Origin of the sequence: Sphingomonas glacialis (assembly GCF_014653575.1) — a bacterium.
Taxonomy (GTDB): Bacteria; Pseudomonadota; Alphaproteobacteria; order Sphingomonadales; family Sphingomonadaceae; genus Sphingomonas; species Sphingomonas glacialis.
The window spans coordinates 1,124,276-1,137,731 of record NZ_BNAQ01000001.1; the positions used below are offsets into that span (position 1 = coordinate 1,124,276).

The 13,456-nt window shown below is 67.5% G+C and carries 15 protein-coding genes; 10 read left to right on the forward strand and 5 right to left on the reverse strand.

The annotated features are described in order from the left end of the window. The 4 genes from IE187_RS05365 (at window position 1) to pth (ending at window position 3,385) form a co-directional block, all read left to right on the forward strand. Complete coding sequence (locus IE187_RS05365; protein WP_189675352.1) at window positions 1–927, forward strand: TraB/GumN family protein; 927 nt, start codon at window positions 1–3, stop codon at window positions 925–927. Next, entirely contained in the window at window positions 924–1,787 is an 864-nt protein-coding gene (locus IE187_RS05370; RefSeq protein ID WP_189675353.1) for a TraB/GumN family protein, read from the forward strand. The genes IE187_RS05365 and IE187_RS05370 overlap by 4 nt, the downstream gene beginning before the upstream one ends. Window positions 1,788–2,038: 251 nt before the next feature. After that, window positions 2,039–2,722, forward strand: coding sequence for a 50S ribosomal protein L25/general stress protein Ctc (locus IE187_RS05375; RefSeq protein ID WP_189675354.1), 684 nt, complete (start codon window positions 2,039–2,041; stop codon window positions 2,720–2,722). A gap of 93 nt (window positions 2,723–2,815) precedes the next feature. Further along, window positions 2,816–3,385, forward strand: coding sequence for an aminoacyl-tRNA hydrolase (gene pth, locus IE187_RS05380; RefSeq protein ID WP_189675355.1), 570 nt, complete (start codon window positions 2,816–2,818; stop codon window positions 3,383–3,385). A 15-nt stretch (window positions 3,386–3,400) separates the two neighbouring features. On the opposite strand, the gene IE187_RS05385 is transcribed toward pth, so the two are convergent. Then, window positions 3,401–4,588 carry a JmjC domain-containing protein gene (locus tag IE187_RS05385; protein ID WP_189675356.1) on the reverse strand — a complete coding sequence of 396 codons (1,188 nt, stop codon included), beginning with the start codon at window positions 4,586–4,588 and terminating at the stop codon, window positions 3,401–3,403. Between the two features lie 65 nt (window positions 4,589–4,653). Here IE187_RS05385 and IE187_RS05390 point away from each other — a divergent pair, with 65 nt between their 5' ends. Further along, window positions 4,654–5,268 (forward strand): TIGR02466 family protein, encoded by a 615-nt coding sequence (locus IE187_RS05390; RefSeq protein ID WP_189675357.1) that lies wholly within the window; start codon window positions 4,654–4,656, stop codon window positions 5,266–5,268. Between the two features lie 157 nt (window positions 5,269–5,425). Here IE187_RS05390 and IE187_RS05395 read toward each other — a convergent pair whose 3' ends face one another. Next, a complete protein-coding gene (locus IE187_RS05395; RefSeq protein WP_189675358.1) occupies window positions 5,426–6,076 on the reverse strand; it encodes a hypothetical protein in 651 nt (216 codons plus the stop codon). A gap of 198 nt (window positions 6,077–6,274) precedes the next feature. On the opposite strand from IE187_RS05395, the gene ychF reads away from it, so the two are divergent. The 5 genes from ychF to IE187_RS05420 all read left to right on the forward strand — a co-directional run bounded on the left by ychF (window position 6,275) and on the right by IE187_RS05420 (window position 11,416). Next, window positions 6,275–7,375 carry a redox-regulated ATPase YchF gene (gene ychF, locus IE187_RS05400; RefSeq protein ID WP_189675359.1) on the forward strand — a complete coding sequence of 367 codons (1,101 nt, stop codon included), beginning with the start codon at window positions 6,275–6,277 and terminating at the stop codon, window positions 7,373–7,375. 38 nt (window positions 7,376–7,413) lie between these two features. Next, the gene (locus IE187_RS05405) at window positions 7,414–7,728 is read left to right on the forward strand and encodes a hypothetical protein (protein ID WP_229839236.1); all 315 of its coding nucleotides are present in this window, start codon (window positions 7,414–7,416) and stop codon (window positions 7,726–7,728) included. Window positions 7,729–7,777: 49 nt separating this feature from the next. Next, the gene (locus tag IE187_RS05410) at window positions 7,778–9,400 is read left to right on the forward strand and encodes a hypothetical protein (RefSeq protein WP_189675360.1); all 1,623 of its coding nucleotides are present in this window, start codon (window positions 7,778–7,780) and stop codon (window positions 9,398–9,400) included. A gap of 253 nt (window positions 9,401–9,653) precedes the next feature. Continuing rightward, a complete protein-coding gene (locus tag IE187_RS05415; RefSeq protein ID WP_189675361.1) occupies window positions 9,654–10,928 on the forward strand; it encodes an alkaline phosphatase family protein in 1,275 nt (424 codons plus the stop codon). A 38-nt stretch (window positions 10,929–10,966) separates the two neighbouring features. Beyond that, a complete protein-coding gene (locus IE187_RS05420; protein WP_189675362.1) occupies window positions 10,967–11,416 on the forward strand; it encodes a MaoC family dehydratase in 450 nt (149 codons plus the stop codon). Window positions 11,417–11,454: 38 nt separating this feature from the next. Here the strand turns inward: IE187_RS05420 and IE187_RS05425 are convergent, their stop codons facing one another. The 3 genes from IE187_RS05425 to IE187_RS05435 all read right to left on the reverse strand — a co-directional run bounded on the left by IE187_RS05425 (window position 11,455) and on the right by IE187_RS05435 (window position 13,445). Continuing rightward, on the reverse strand, window positions 11,455–11,886 hold the full coding sequence (locus IE187_RS05425) for a hypothetical protein (RefSeq protein WP_189675363.1): 432 nt from the start codon (window positions 11,884–11,886) through the stop codon (window positions 11,455–11,457). A gap of 93 nt (window positions 11,887–11,979) precedes the next feature. Beyond that, the gene (locus tag IE187_RS05430) at window positions 11,980–12,516 is read right to left on the reverse strand and encodes an adenine phosphoribosyltransferase (RefSeq protein ID WP_189675364.1); all 537 of its coding nucleotides are present in this window, start codon (window positions 12,514–12,516) and stop codon (window positions 11,980–11,982) included. Between the two features lie 110 nt (window positions 12,517–12,626). Further along, the gene (locus tag IE187_RS05435; RefSeq protein WP_133189715.1) at window positions 12,627–13,445 is read right to left on the reverse strand and encodes a cytochrome c1; all 819 of its coding nucleotides are present in this window, start codon (window positions 13,443–13,445) and stop codon (window positions 12,627–12,629) included. Window positions 13,446–13,456: the final 11 nt, after the last annotated feature.

A 13,456-nucleotide genomic window follows, 5' to 3' on the forward strand; every position in this document is an offset into this window, starting at 1 on the left:
ATGAAGACGCTCGATTTCGGGCAGACGGTGATCACGCTCGCCGCACTGCTGCTCGCCGCCAACACCGCGCCCCAAGCTCCTGCCCCTGCCCCGGCGGCGCCCGCGCCCGTCGCCACCGTTCCCGCCGACCCCGCGCTCTGGGTGGTGAAGGACAAGGATACGACGATCTATTTGTTCGGCACGGTCCATGCGCTCAAGCCGAACCTCAGCTGGTTCGATTCGGCGGTGCGCAAGGCGTTCGACGCGAGCGGGCAGCTCGTGCTCGAAATCCCGTTGCCCACGCCCGAGCAGGCGCAGAAGGTGATCGGACCTCTCGCGATGGACCCGACCGGCCCCACGCTGACGCAGAAGCTCCCCGAAAAGAGCCGCGCCGCCTACGCCGCCGCGCTCGCCAAGCTCGGCGTTCCCGCCGCCGCGCTCGATCGCTTCGAGCCGTGGTTCGCCGCGGTGACGATGTCGCAAATCTCGCTGCAAAAGGCGGGCTACAGCGCCGCCGACGGTGCCGAGATGGCGCTCGACGCCGCCGCCAAGGCCGCGGGCAAGCCAGTCACCGGGCTCGAGACGCTCGAACAGCAGCTCGGCTATTTTCACGATCTGCCACAGGCCGACCAGATCGCCTTCCTGCTCGAAAGCGTGAAGGACCTGGACAAGTTCGACACCACGATCAACGCAATGGTCGACAAATGGAAAGCCGGCGACGCTGAGGGCTTGAGCAAGCTGATGAACGAGGATCTGACCGGGCAGAAGAATCTCTACAAGGTGCTGCTGGTCGATCGCAACGCGCGCTGGGCCGACTGGATCGATTCGCGGATGAAGACGCCGGGGACGGTGTTCATCGCGGTCGGCGCTGGGCACCTCGCGGGCAAGGATAGCGTCCAGGCGCAGCTCGCCAAGCATCGCATCGTCGCGACGCGGATCCGCTATTGATCCGCGCAGGTCTTGCGATCGGACTTGCCCTGGCGCTCGCCGCGTGCGCGAAGGCGCCCGAAACGCCCGCGCATCCGGCACTATGGCGCGTGGCGGACCGCGATACGACGATCTGGCTGTTCGGATCGATCCACGCGCTGCCGCCCCGCGTCGCCTGGCAGACGCCCACGGTGGCGGGCGCGATCGCGGCGGCGGACACGCTGATCCTCGAAGTGCCGCCCGGCGACGACGCCGCAGCGCGCGCGCAGTTCCTGGCGCTGGCCGAGCAACCGGGTTTGCCGCCGGTGCTAGACCGGGTGGCGGCGGCCGATCGCGCGACGCTCGCGCGTGGCATGGCGGTCGCGGGGCAATCGCCGGAAACGCTTGATCGGTTGAAGACCTGGGCGGCGGCGCTGACGATCACCGCCGGGGCCGGACATCTCTCCGACTCCGGCGCCGCCAACGGCGTCGAGGCGGTGCTGACGCGGGCATTCGCCGGCAAGGCGATCGGTGCGCTGGAGAGCCGCGAGGGGCAATTGCGGCTGTTCGACCGCCTCCCCGCCGAGTCGCAGCGGACGCTGCTGATCGCTGCAGCGCGCGACGCCCTTTCGGCGGCGAAGGGCGATGCCGCCCTGCGCACCGCGTGGAAGGACGGCGATGCGGCGGGGCTCGCCGCCGATGTCGCGCCGTTACAGCGCGATCCGGCGATGGGGGCGGCGCTGGTGACCGATCGCAACGCCCGCTGGGCGAGCGCGATCGTGCGTCGGCTGGCGCGGCCGGGGCGGGTGTTCGTCGCGGTTGGCGCGGGGCATCTGGTAGGGCCGGGGTCGGTCGTTGCGATGCTGCAGGCGCGGGGACTGAAGGTCGAGCGGGTCGAATAGGATAACGGGCGGGCGATATCGTGCGAAGGCTCACCCTCCACCCGTCACCCCAGCGCAAGCTGGGGTCTCGTGGTTCTTCGGGTGCGCGCCTTCCGGGAGACCCCAGCTTTCGCTGGGGTGACGTGTGGGGCGGAAGCGCCGAACCGTCGTCTTGCACTTAAGCCCCGCCTCCCCTATAGCGCCGCGCTTCGGCCAGGGTCATCCCTGGAGGCTTGGCCGGAAACACCACAACCGTATTTCGGAGTAATGCAATGAGCGACCAATTGGAGCTCGCAGCCGAGACGCGCGAACAGGTTGGCAAGGGAGCCTCCCGTTTGCTTCGTCGCGAAGGCCGCGTCCCCGCCGTGATCTACGGCAACAAGCAAGAACCCCTCTCGATCCACGTCGAGGAAAAGGCGCTGATGCGTCTCCTCATGACGGGTCACTTCATGAATTCGGTCGTCATGGTCGACGCCGGTGGCCAGCAGATCCGCACCCTGCCGAAGGACGTCTCGTTCGACGCCGTCACCGATCGTCCGACGCATGTCGACTTCCTGCGCATCGGCGCGCACACCACCGTGCACGTGCAAGTGCCGATCGTGTTCGCTGACGAGGACGATGCCCCCGGTATCGCCAAGGCTGGCGGCGTGCTCAACATCACGCGCCACGAGCTCGAGCTGGTCTGCGACGCGGCCGACATCCCCACCGAGATCACGATCTCGCTGGCAGGTCTCGACGTCGGTGCCTCGATCCACATCTCGGACGTCAAGCTGCCCAAGGGCGTGACGCCGGCGATCGCCGACCGCGACTTCGCGATCGCGACGATCGTTCCGCCGACGGTCCCGACCGTCGAGGACGAAGAGCTCGAGGCTGCCGTTGCCGAAGCTCAGTCGGCTGAAGCAGAAGCTGAAGCCGCCGAAGCTGAAGCCGAAGCCGAAGGCGACAAGGCCGAGTAAGCAGCCGCTGTCACCTTGCGGGATGCGCACAATCGGGGCAGCGGAAGCAGACGCTTTCGCTGCCCCGTTCGTTTGAAAAGGTAGGCATTCGCCGTGCAAATCTGGGTTGGTCTCGGCAATCCCGGCGCGCAATATGCGCTCAACCGGCACAATGTCGGCTTCATGGTGCTCGACACGATCGCCGAGATGCACGGCTTCGGCGCGGTCAAGAAGGCGTTCCAGGGCTGGACCCAGGAAGGCCGCATCGGCGCGCAAAAGATCCTGCTCCTGAAACCCGCCACCTTCATGAACGAAAGCGGTCGCAGCGTCGGCGAGGCGATGCGCTTCTATAAGCTTGGCGAGGGCGACGTCACCGTCTTCCACGACGAGCTCGACCTCGACCCGTTCCGCGTCAAGGTGAAGACCGGCGGCGGCACCGCTGGCCACAACGGCCTGCGCTCGACCGAAGCGCATATCGGCAACGCCTTCCGCCGCGTCCGCCTCGGGATCGGCCACCCCGGCCATAAAGACAAAGTCAGCCCGTACGTGCTCGGCAATTACGCGAAGGCCGAAATGGATCCGCTCGCCGACATGCTCGGCGCGGTCGCGGCCGAGTCGCCGTGGCTCGCCAGCGGCGACGACGGGCGATTCATGAGCGACGTCGCAGTGCGCCTCGCGGGCTGAACGCCCGCCGCGCTGTCACATCTCGGGCGTGTAGCGTTCGAACAGCCGTTCGCGCACCAGCAGGGCGATCAGCGCCTGATGCTCGGCCACCGGCACGTGCGCGAACCGCGCGCGCAATTCCTGTGCCGACAAGGCCGGCCGCGACAGCGCATATTCCGCCACCGCGCCGAACGTCCCGAGCGGATGCGCACCGCTCTGCGTGAGCAGGACCATCCCGCTATCGCGCCAATCGATCCGTGCTGGCCGTTGCGTCCGCGCATAGGACTCGAGCGCGGGACGCTGCGGCAGCGTGAAGGCATGGATGGGCCGAATCCGCGCGCGCTGCGCGTCGATCACCGCATCACGCACCAGCGGACTGGCGGCGAGTTCGCCGAGCCGCGTCGCCAGCGCGTGCAACTGCGCCCCGAGCGGCTGGCCCGCATCGACCCGCGCATCCTCGAGATACGCGCGGAACTGCGGATCGCGCCGCGCCTCGGTCTCGAGCACGCGCAGCAGCGTCATGCCCGTCAACGGCGCGACCGCGAAGGTGACGTGCAGCGACGCGCCGTCCTGCGCCAAGGCATCATGGTAACAGCCGCGCGGCAGATACAGCACGTCGCCCGGCCGCATCCGCACCTCGGCGAGCAACGGCCCGCGCGCCGCGTCGATCTGGCGCTGCACCTCTTCGCCACCGTGCGGCGCGACGAGCGGCGCGTCGGCGCGGTTCTGATAGACCCGCCACACCTTCTCGCCCTCGCACTGCACCGCGAACACGTCGTGCACGTCAAAATGCGTGGCGAACGCCTGGACGCCCTTGAACGAGCAATAGACGTTCGCGTTGGTCAGCGCGGCGAACTGCTCGCCCAGCATTTGCGTCCAGTCTCGGATTTCGGGCGCGATGCGTTCGATATCGTTGGCGACCAGACTGGCGCCCATGCCGAGGAACACGTCGACTCGTGCCGGATCGACCCGCCGCGCCTCGATCGGCATGGTCGCATCGCCGTCGAGGTAGAAATCGGGGACGATCGGTCGGCTGTTGAGGATCAGCTTGAGGTTCGACGCGGTCCAGTGCGCGCCGACCCCGAGCAGTTCGGCAAAGCGCGCCCAATCGAGCAGAGCGTCCCGCCCGCCCGGCGGCGCGGGAATATGCACGGGCTGCACGCCCCAATAGCTCGACTGGAAGACGGCGCTGTCGAGCGGCGCGACGAGATCTGCAAAGGTCACGCGCGAAATCTAGACGTGCATCCGACACCTTGGCAACGGCGTCGCACTGGAGGATAGGGCGCAGCATGAAGAATGCCTCGACCCGCAGCCTGTTCGCCACCCCGCTCTACGAGGCGAAGCTCAAGAACGCGGCGCTGGTCGCCGATCTCGAACGCTCGTGCCACGCGCTCGCCGAGGATGATCGCGCCGGACGGAGCTGGTCGAAGGCGCATGGCTATCGCGGCTACACCTCCTACGCCTCGCTCAACGACCTGCCGATGCGCGACCCGGCGTTCGCCGACCTGGTGAAGCTGCTCAACAAGCATGTCGCCGCCTTCGCAGAGGACTGTGGCTTCGAACTCGACGGCGGCAAGCTCAAGCTCGACAGCTTGTGGGTCAATGTGATGAAGCCTGGCGGCACGCATTCGGGGCATATCCACCCGCACAGCGTGATCTCGGGAACGGTCTACATCGCCGTCCCGCCGGGCGCGGGCGCGATCAAGTTCGAGGATCCACGGCTACCGATGATGATGGCCGCCCCGCGCCGCCGCGCCGATGTCGCCGAGGCGCTCAAGACCTTCGTCTATGTCGAGCCGCAGGCGGGCAGCGTATTGCTGTGGGAAAGCTGGCTGCGCCACGAGGTCGCGCCTGGCACCGCGAAGACCGAACGCGTGAGCATCAGCTTCAACTATCGCTGGTAAGCGGCGTTAAGCCGACCGACCATCCCCTTCGAAACTCCTAAACAGTCACCCCGGGCTTGTCCCGGGGTCCACCGGGATGCGCATCCTGCCGCCTCAGCACACGCGGCACGGTAGACCCCGGCACGAGGCCGGGGTGACGCATGCGGGGTCTCCGCGTTCAAAACGCGTAGGTCATCACCAGATCCGCCACCGGATTGCGCGCGCTATGGCTCTCCTCGCGCAGGCCCGGGACCGTCTCGTCGGCGTACATCGCGGTCGAGCGGCCGACCATCATGCCACCCTCGATCCCGACCTTCATCCGCCCGCTGACCGCGGCGTCATAGCCAAGCATCGCGACCGGCGCGTAATTCTCATAGCCGTCGCGCAAATTTACCGCGCCGACCGGGAGCCGCATCAGCGCGGCCGTGCCTGCCGCGGCGCCCGGCCCGACATCCGAAGCGCGGTACCGCATATGATAGCTCGATCCGACCGACACCCGCAGTCCACGATCGCCATGCGCATAGGCGTCCTTCATGCCGGTGCCGCGCGCGCGCAGAGACTGTTTGAGCGTCGTCACCGCGTTCGCCTGATAGCCCCGCGCCAGCCGCAGATCGTAGGAAACCGCAGGCTGGTCACCCGTTTCGATATGCGGGGACATCGATACGAGAGCATGAGCGGTCGTGCCGCGCAGAGCGGCGGGGCCTTGCGTACTCGCCGGATCCTCGAGCGAAACGATGTGCGATTCGAAGTCGGCCGCACTGGCAACGCCCGGCACTGCGCCCGAAAGCAGGATCGTGACACAACAGCTCTGCAGAGACTTTCGGCGCATCGCATTGACCCCAGCAAGAAACTCCGACGTACGACTCGGCAAGCGAGCGACTTGATCCAGAATCAACAGCCTATGCCTTTGCGGGTTCCCGGCAAGGGCCTTCATCAAGGGCCTTCATGGTGCGACAGGCTGGTCTTTCGCGGCGCAACGCCGTATCGGGCGGGCTTTCACGCACATCATCGCACACCAAGGAATATCATGGGTTTTCGCTGTGGCATCGTCGGGCTGCCCAATGTCGGCAAGTCCACCCTCTTCAACGCGCTGACGCAGACCGCGGCGGCGCAGGCGGCGAACTATCCGTTCTGCACGATCGAGCCGAACGTCGGCAACGTCGCGGTGCCCGATCCGCGGCTCGACAAGCTCGCCGCGGTCGCGGGCTCGGCCAAGATCATCGAGACGCAGCTCGGCTTCGTCGACATTGCCGGGCTCGTGCGCGGCGCGTCGAAGGGCGAAGGGCTCGGCAACCAGTTCCTCGGCAACATCCGCGAGGTGGATGCGATCGTCCACGTGCTACGCTGCTTCGAGGATGACGACGTCACGCATGTCGAGGGCAAGGTCGATCCGATCGCCGATGCCGAGACGGTCGAGACCGAGCTGATGCTGTCGGACCTCGAGAGCCTCGAAAAGCGCGTCCCCAATTTGCTCAAAAAGGCGACGCAGGGCGACAAGGAGGCGAAGGTCGCCGCCTCGGTCCTGGGGCAAGCACTCGAACTGCTGCGCGAAGGCAAGCCCGCGCGGTTGACTGTGCCGAAGGACGAGGACGAGACGCGCGCCTTCAGCCAGGCGCGGCTGCTCACCGCCAAGCCCGTCCTCTATGTCTGCAACGTCGAGGAAGCGAGCGCCGCCAACGGCAACAGCCAGTCGGCGCGCGTGTTCGAAAAGGCCAAGGCCGAGGGCGCCGAAGCCGTCGTCGTCTCCGCCGCGATCGAAGCCGAGATCGCGACGATGGCCGCCGAAGAGCGCGGCGAGTTCCTGGCCGAGCTCGGGCTGACCGAGACCGGCCTGACGCGCGTGATCGTCGCGGGCTATCGGCTGCTCAAGCTGTTCACCTTCTTCACCGTCGGCCCGAAGGAAGCGCGCGCCTGGACCGTCCATGCCGGCGCCAAGGCCCCGCAGGCAGCGGGCGAGATCCACACCGATTTCGAGCGCGGCTTCATCCGTGCCGAGACGATCGCCTATGACGACTATGTCGCGCTTGGCGGCGAAACCGGCGCGCGCGATGCCGGCAAGCTGCGTCAGGAAGGCAAGGAGTATGTCGTCCATGACGGCGACGTGCTCAACTTCCGCTTCAACGTCTGACCTTGTCGTGCGGGCGGACACGGCGTAGCGCTGTTCCCGTGTTCGCCCGCCTGATCCTTGCGCTGCTCTTGGCAGCCTTTGCCTTCCCGGCATTCGCGAGCGCGCCGTGCCATGACGCGCCCGCGCCGAAGGCCACGGCGATGCATCATGCCGGCCACGCCGTGCCGGTCCGCGACGACCATGCGACCATCCCGCACATGTGCATCGGCTGCATCCCGCCCGCGAGCCTTGCCGCGCGCGGCGTAACCGCGCCGCTGGCACCCGCCGCACCGCCACGGCGCATCGTTGCCGCGGCGTTCGACCCGGCGTCGGGCACGCCGCCCGCTTTGCCCCCTCCGCGCTCGAAAGCCTGAACCGGCGGGCCATGTGCCCGCTTTGCTTTCTTGTTCGTGAGGACCGACAATGACTCGATCGATGATGATCGCGGGCTGTGCCGTGGCGGCGTTGCTGCCGACGGGCGCGCTCGCGCAGATGATGCCCGGCATGAAGATGGACATGCCGATGCCCGCCAAGCCGAAGCCGAAACGCGCGGTTCCGGCACCGGTGCATCAGCATGACGCTTCACCCGTGCATACGCCCGCCACGGCTCCCGCCACTCCCCCCCTCCCCCCTTCCGCTTCGCCGGCGAAGGCCGGGGCCCAGTCGCGAGCGGCTGAAAATCACGCGCAGCACGCGCCGACACCCACCTCCACGCCTTCGCCCCGGCCGTCGCCGGCGAAGCAAGCCGGGGATGCCGCCACGGATCCGACATCCGAGGCGATGCCTGGCATGGCGATGCCGCCGGCAGCCCCCGCCGCCACAGGGCAGGTCGACCACGCGGACCACGTCGGCCACACCGAGCACACCGGCCAAGACATGGCTGCCATGCCCGGCATGACGATGGGCCCGCCCGACGGTGCCTATGCCGAAGGCTCGGGCACCGCGCGCAACCCCGGCAACGATGGGGCGATGCGGGGGTCGCACTTCATGGCGGGCGACTGGATGCTGATGCTCCACGGCTATGCCTGGGGCGTCTATACCGACCAGGGCGGGCCGCGCGGCGAGAACGAAGCGTTCGTCACCTCGATGGCGATGCTCTCCGCCGCGCGGGATTATGGCGGAGCGCGGTTGCAGCTGCGCTCGATGATGAGCCTTGAACCAGCGATGGGCGCGAAGGGCTACCCCAACCTCTTCGCCACCGGCGAAACCGCCGACGGCAGGATCCAGCTGACCGATCGCCAGCATCCGCACGACCTCTTCATGGAGCTGTCGGCGCGGCTCGATGTCGATGCCGGGCCCGGCAGCGTGTTCGTCTATGGCGGTCCCGTCGCCGAGCCGGCGATCGGACCGTCGGCGTTCATGCACCGCACCTCGGCGACCTATCAGCCGCTCTCGCCGATCACGCACCATTGGTTCGACAGCACGCATATCAGCTACGGCGTGGTGACGCTCGGTTATGCCGCGCCGCGCTGGCAGCTCGAGGCCTCGGCGTTTCGCGGACGCGAGCCCGACCAGTTTCGCTGGAACATCGAGCGCCCCAGCCTCGATTCGTGGAGCGTGCGCGCGACCTGGACCCCCTCGCCCGCCTGGGCGGTGCAGGTCAGCCACGGCCGGCTCAAGAGCCCCGAACAGCTCGAGCCCGACCGCGACGAAGCGCGCACCACCGCGAGCGTGCAATATGCGCAGCACGGCGTCTCGGCGCTGCTCGCTTTCTCGAACAAACATCTGTTGCCCGGGCGCACGCTGACCGCATGGCTCGCCGAGGCGAATTGGGACATCGACCGGCACCACACGGTCTTCGCGCGCGCGGAGAATGTCGCAAATGACGAGCTGTTCCCTGACCGGACCGACCCGCTGCACGACCGCAAGTTCCGCGTCGGCAAGCTCGAGGGGGGCTATGCCTATCGGCTGCCGTTCGTCGGGCCGTTCGATCTCGCGCTCGGCGGTTCGGTCGGAGTGTTCGCCAAGCCGGCGGCGCTCGACGCCGCGTATGGCAAGATGCCGGTGAGCGTCAGCCTGTTCGCCAAGGTCTCGCTGGGGGGATAGGCGCACCATCGCGCCTGCCCTTCTCGTCTACCCTTTCCCCTTTTCTTCTTCTCTTCCCCGGCGAAGGCCGGGGTCCGGGAGCGAGCCGATCGCAAGCGAGCGCCGCGCTTTCTCGCCATCGTTCCACGACTGGGCCCCGGCCTTCGCCGGGGAAGAAGGAGGATCAAAAGGGAGAACAGCAGGCGGCGCCCGCTAGGCGCGCCCAGCGCACCCTGTCATAGCGCCGACGCAATCGTGTCGCAGGGAATCGCACATGCGTTTTACCACCAAGATCTTTGCCGCCGCCCTGTGCGCCGCTCTCCAGGCCTGCGTCACCGCGCCCGCCCCCGGACCACGCCCCAGCGCGCTGCGCGAGGAAGCGCGGACGCCCGTCACGATCCTCGTCTCGATCGACGGCTTCCGCCCCGATTACCGCACCCGCGGGGTGACGCAGAACCTCGATGCGCTCGCCGCAAGCGGGATCAGCGCGGCGATGCGGCCGTCTTTCCCCTCCAAGACCTTCCCGAATCACTGGACGCTCGTCACCGGCCTCCGGCCCGATCGCAACGGCATCGTCTCGAACGCGATGGAGGACGTCGCGCGGCCGGGCGAGAAGTTCACGATGGAGGATTCGAAGGACCCCTTCTGGTGGAACGCCGCCGAGCCGCTCTGGGTCACTGCCGAGCGCGGGGGAGTGCGCAGCGCGACGATGTTCTGGCCGGGTTCGAACGTCGCGTGGGGCGGCACACTCAAGGGTCACGGCGCGACCAATGGCGGGGTGCGCCCCGAGGATTGGTGGCCATTCGACCAGGCGGTGCCGGGCGAACAGCGCGTGGCGGGCGTGCTCGACTGGCTGCGCCGTCCGGCGGCGCAGCGCCCGCGCTTCATCACGCTCTATTTCGATACCGTCGATAGTGCGGGCCACAGCTTTGGCCCCGACGCGCCCGAGACGACCGAAGCGGTCAAGCAGGTCGACGCCCAGATCGGAGCGCTCGTCTCGGGCCTGCGCGCGCTCGGCCAGCCTGCCAATCTGGTAATCGTCGCCGATCACGGCATGGCGGCGACCAGCCCGGCACGCGCCATCGCGCTCGACAGCATTGCCAACCCGGCGGACTATCGCCTGTTCGAATCGGGGCCGTTCGCCAGCCTCTATGCGGTGCCGGGACGTGAGGCGGCGCTCGAAAGGGCGCTGCTCGGCCATCACGCGCATTACGATTGCTGGCGCAAGCGCGAGATCCCGGCGCGGCTGCACTACGGCGCCAACCCGCGCGTGCCGCCCTATTTCTGCCTGGCCGAGACGGGCTGGTCGCTCACCGCGAGTAAGCCGAAGCCCGATGCCAAGCCCGGCGGCAATCACGGCTTCGACAATACCGCGCCCGAAATGGCCGCGCTGTTCATCGCCAGCGGCCCGGCGATCAAGCCGCTCGGGACGCTGCCCGGTTTCGACAATGTCGATGTCGCGCCGCTGATCCGCGATGTGCTCGGCCTGCCCGCGGGGACCGGACTCGACGGCGACGACGCGCCGTTCCGCGCGGCGCTCGCCAAGTAGCGCTTGCCTTCAACGCGCGCGCGACGGACACTCGCGCGATGCAATATTTCGAAGATATCGTGGTCGGTACCAAAGCGTCGTTCGGCCAGTATGCAGTGCTGCACGACGAGGTCGTCGCATTCGCCAAGGCCTATGATCCGCAGCCGTTCCACCTCTCCGATGCGGCCGCCGCCGAGACGCATTTCGGCCGGCTGTCGGCGAGTGGGTGGCACACCTGTGCGATGACGATGGCGATGGTTGTCGAGAACCTCAAGGCACACGATCAAGCCGGTCTCGGCTCGCCCGGGATCGACGAACTGCGCTGGCTCAAGCCCGTTTATCCCGGCGACACGCTGCGCTGCGAAACCGAAATCCTCGACAAGCGCGCATCGCAGAGCCGGCCCGAGATGGGGAGCTATCGCAGCCGGATGACCGTGCTCAACCAGGACGATGTCACGGTGATGACCTTCGTCTCGATCGGCCTCATTCGCACCCGACCCGCCGCGTAATGGTTCGACGCGGCGGATTCAGTAAGGACGACTGACGATCAGCGGTGACGCCCACCGCCGCGATTGCCGCCGCCGTGATAGCCGCCACCGCCCTGTGGCCCGCGCCCTGGCGACCCGCGGAACCCGCCGCCCGGGCGCCCCTGGATGCCGTAATCCCGCCACATCGGGCGAATCTCGCGCCGCGCACCACGCCACTGCTGCGAGCGCCCCTGCCAATAGCCACGCTGCTGGTCGTTCCAGCGGTGGCGGTAATTGTTGCGATCGTACACGTAATAGCCCGAGCCGGGATAATAATAGTCGCCCTGCCAGCCCCAATACGGATCGGCGCTGTAGCCACCATAATAGGGATCCCACGCGCTTGCGCCGTAGCCGACCTGGACGCCGCCATAACCGTAATCGTCGACACAGCCCGAAAGGCCGCCGACGGTGACAAGGGCGGCTGCGGCGAGGGTTAGCTTGATAAAGGACATGGCGCGTTCCTGCTGGACGACGCGCCGGACATCATGCGGGGCGCGGGGGTTGATCCTCAACCCGGCGGCCCGTGCTTGGTTCCTGTCCGGTGCTCAGTGCCCGGGAAAGGCGATCAGCGAATCGACCGTAACGCCGTCGGCGCGCAACGCATCGGCGCCGCCCAGATCGGGCAGATCCACGAGGAACTGCGCTTGTTCGACCACCGCGCCTGCCTTGCGCAGCAGCCGCAGCGCGGCGCGCGCGGTACCACCGGTGGCGATGAGATCGTCGACCAGCAACACGCGCTTGCCAGGTGCCAGCGCATCGGCATGCATCACGATGCGGTCGGTCCCATATTCGAGCGCGTAATCCTCGGCGATCGTTGCGCCGGGCAGCTTTCCGTCCTTGCGGATCAGCAGCACGCCGGCGTTTAGCGGGCGGGCGAGTGCGGCGGCGAAGATGAAGCCGCGTGCCTCGATCCCGGCGACGAGATCGATCGGCCCGAGCGTCGTCGCCGCCATCCGCATGATCGCCTGCGCAAAGCCGTGCGGGTCGAGCAGCAAGGTCGTGATGTCGCGAAACTGGATGCCGGGCTTGGGGAAGTCCGGGATCGTCCGGATCAGCGCCTTGAGGTCGTCATTGTCGGACACGAAAATTCCTCGTCGCCCCGGCGGAGGCCGGGGCCGTTATGTCGGTTCGCGAACCAGGCGTTCCGCGAGTCAACGCAGCGGCCCCGGCTTTCGCCGGGGCGACGTATGGATCAGTGCTTAATGTCGCGCCAGATGTTCTGATAGGCGCCGTAGGAAAGCACGCAGAACAGCAGCAGGAAGCCGAGGACTGCGAGGCCATAGCCATGCCGTGCCGGCAGGTTTGGCTCGGCCGCCCAGGTCAGGAATGCCGCGACGTCCTTGGCATTCTGGTCGACGGTCGATTTGGTGCCGTCGAGATAGGTGACTTGCCCATCCTGCGTCAGCGGTGGCGGCATCGCGAGGTTGAGGTTCGCGAAATACGGATTGTAGTAGAGGCCGTCGGGCACCTTCGCGTCGGGGAAGTGCTTGAGCAACGCGGCCGGCTGATCCTGATACCCCGTCAGCAGCGAATAGACATAGGCCGGGCCTTCATGCCGCGCCTTGGTGATCAGCGAGAGATCTGGCGGGTTGCCGGTGCCGGGATAATAGACCGCCGGGAAATAATCGGCCGGCGTGTTGGGACGCTCGGTCGTGTCGCCCGACTTGGGGTCGAACTGCTTGGCCTTGACCGCCCAGTCCGCCGCGAACTTCTTCACTTGGCCTGCCGAATAGCCGAGCTGGGTCAGGTCGCGGAACGCGACGTGCTTGAGCGAGTGGCAGTTCGAGCAGACTTCCTTGTAGACCTGCAGGCCGCGCTGGAGCTGACGCTCGTTATACGTGCCGAGCAAGCCGTTCGAGGCGAGCTCGACGTCCTTGGGATGGCGATGGAATTCCTCGACCGCGGTGGGGGGCGCCGGGTCGGTGATGGCGCCCGAGACGGTGCCAAACAGCGCCCAGGCGAGGCAGGCGACGATACCGGCGCCGATGAGGATTGCGATTGCGCGAACCATTGGTCTGAATG

Bases quoted from the DNA above. Each gene is read 5' to 3' on its own strand.
- IE187_RS05420 (WP_189675362.1), top strand. From the start codon at position 10,967: ATGCAATATTTCGAAGATATCGTGGTCGGTACCAAAGCGTCGTTCGGC.
- IE187_RS05395 (WP_189675358.1), bottom strand. From the start codon at position 6,076: ATGCGCCGAAAGTCTCTGCAGAGCTGTTGTGTCACGATCCTGCTTTCG.
- IE187_RS05390 (WP_189675357.1), top strand. From the start codon at position 4,654: ATGAAGAATGCCTCGACCCGCAGCCTGTTCGCCACCCCGCTCTACGAG.
- IE187_RS05375 (WP_189675354.1), top strand. From the start codon at position 2,039: ATGAGCGACCAATTGGAGCTCGCAGCCGAGACGCGCGAACAGGTTGGC.
- IE187_RS05415 (WP_189675361.1), top strand. From the start codon at position 9,654: ATGCGTTTTACCACCAAGATCTTTGCCGCCGCCCTGTGCGCCGCTCTC.
- IE187_RS05365 (WP_189675352.1), top strand. From the start codon at position 1: ATGAAGACGCTCGATTTCGGGCAGACGGTGATCACGCTCGCCGCACTG.
- IE187_RS05425 (WP_189675363.1), bottom strand. From the start codon at position 11,886: ATGTCCTTTATCAAGCTAACCCTCGCCGCAGCCGCCCTTGTCACCGTC.
- IE187_RS05410 (WP_189675360.1), top strand. From the start codon at position 7,778: ATGACTCGATCGATGATGATCGCGGGCTGTGCCGTGGCGGCGTTGCTG.
- IE187_RS05435 (WP_133189715.1), bottom strand. From the start codon at position 13,445: ATGGTTCGCGCAATCGCAATCCTCATCGGCGCCGGTATCGTCGCCTGC.
- ychF (WP_189675359.1), top strand. From the start codon at position 6,275: ATGGGTTTTCGCTGTGGCATCGTCGGGCTGCCCAATGTCGGCAAGTCC.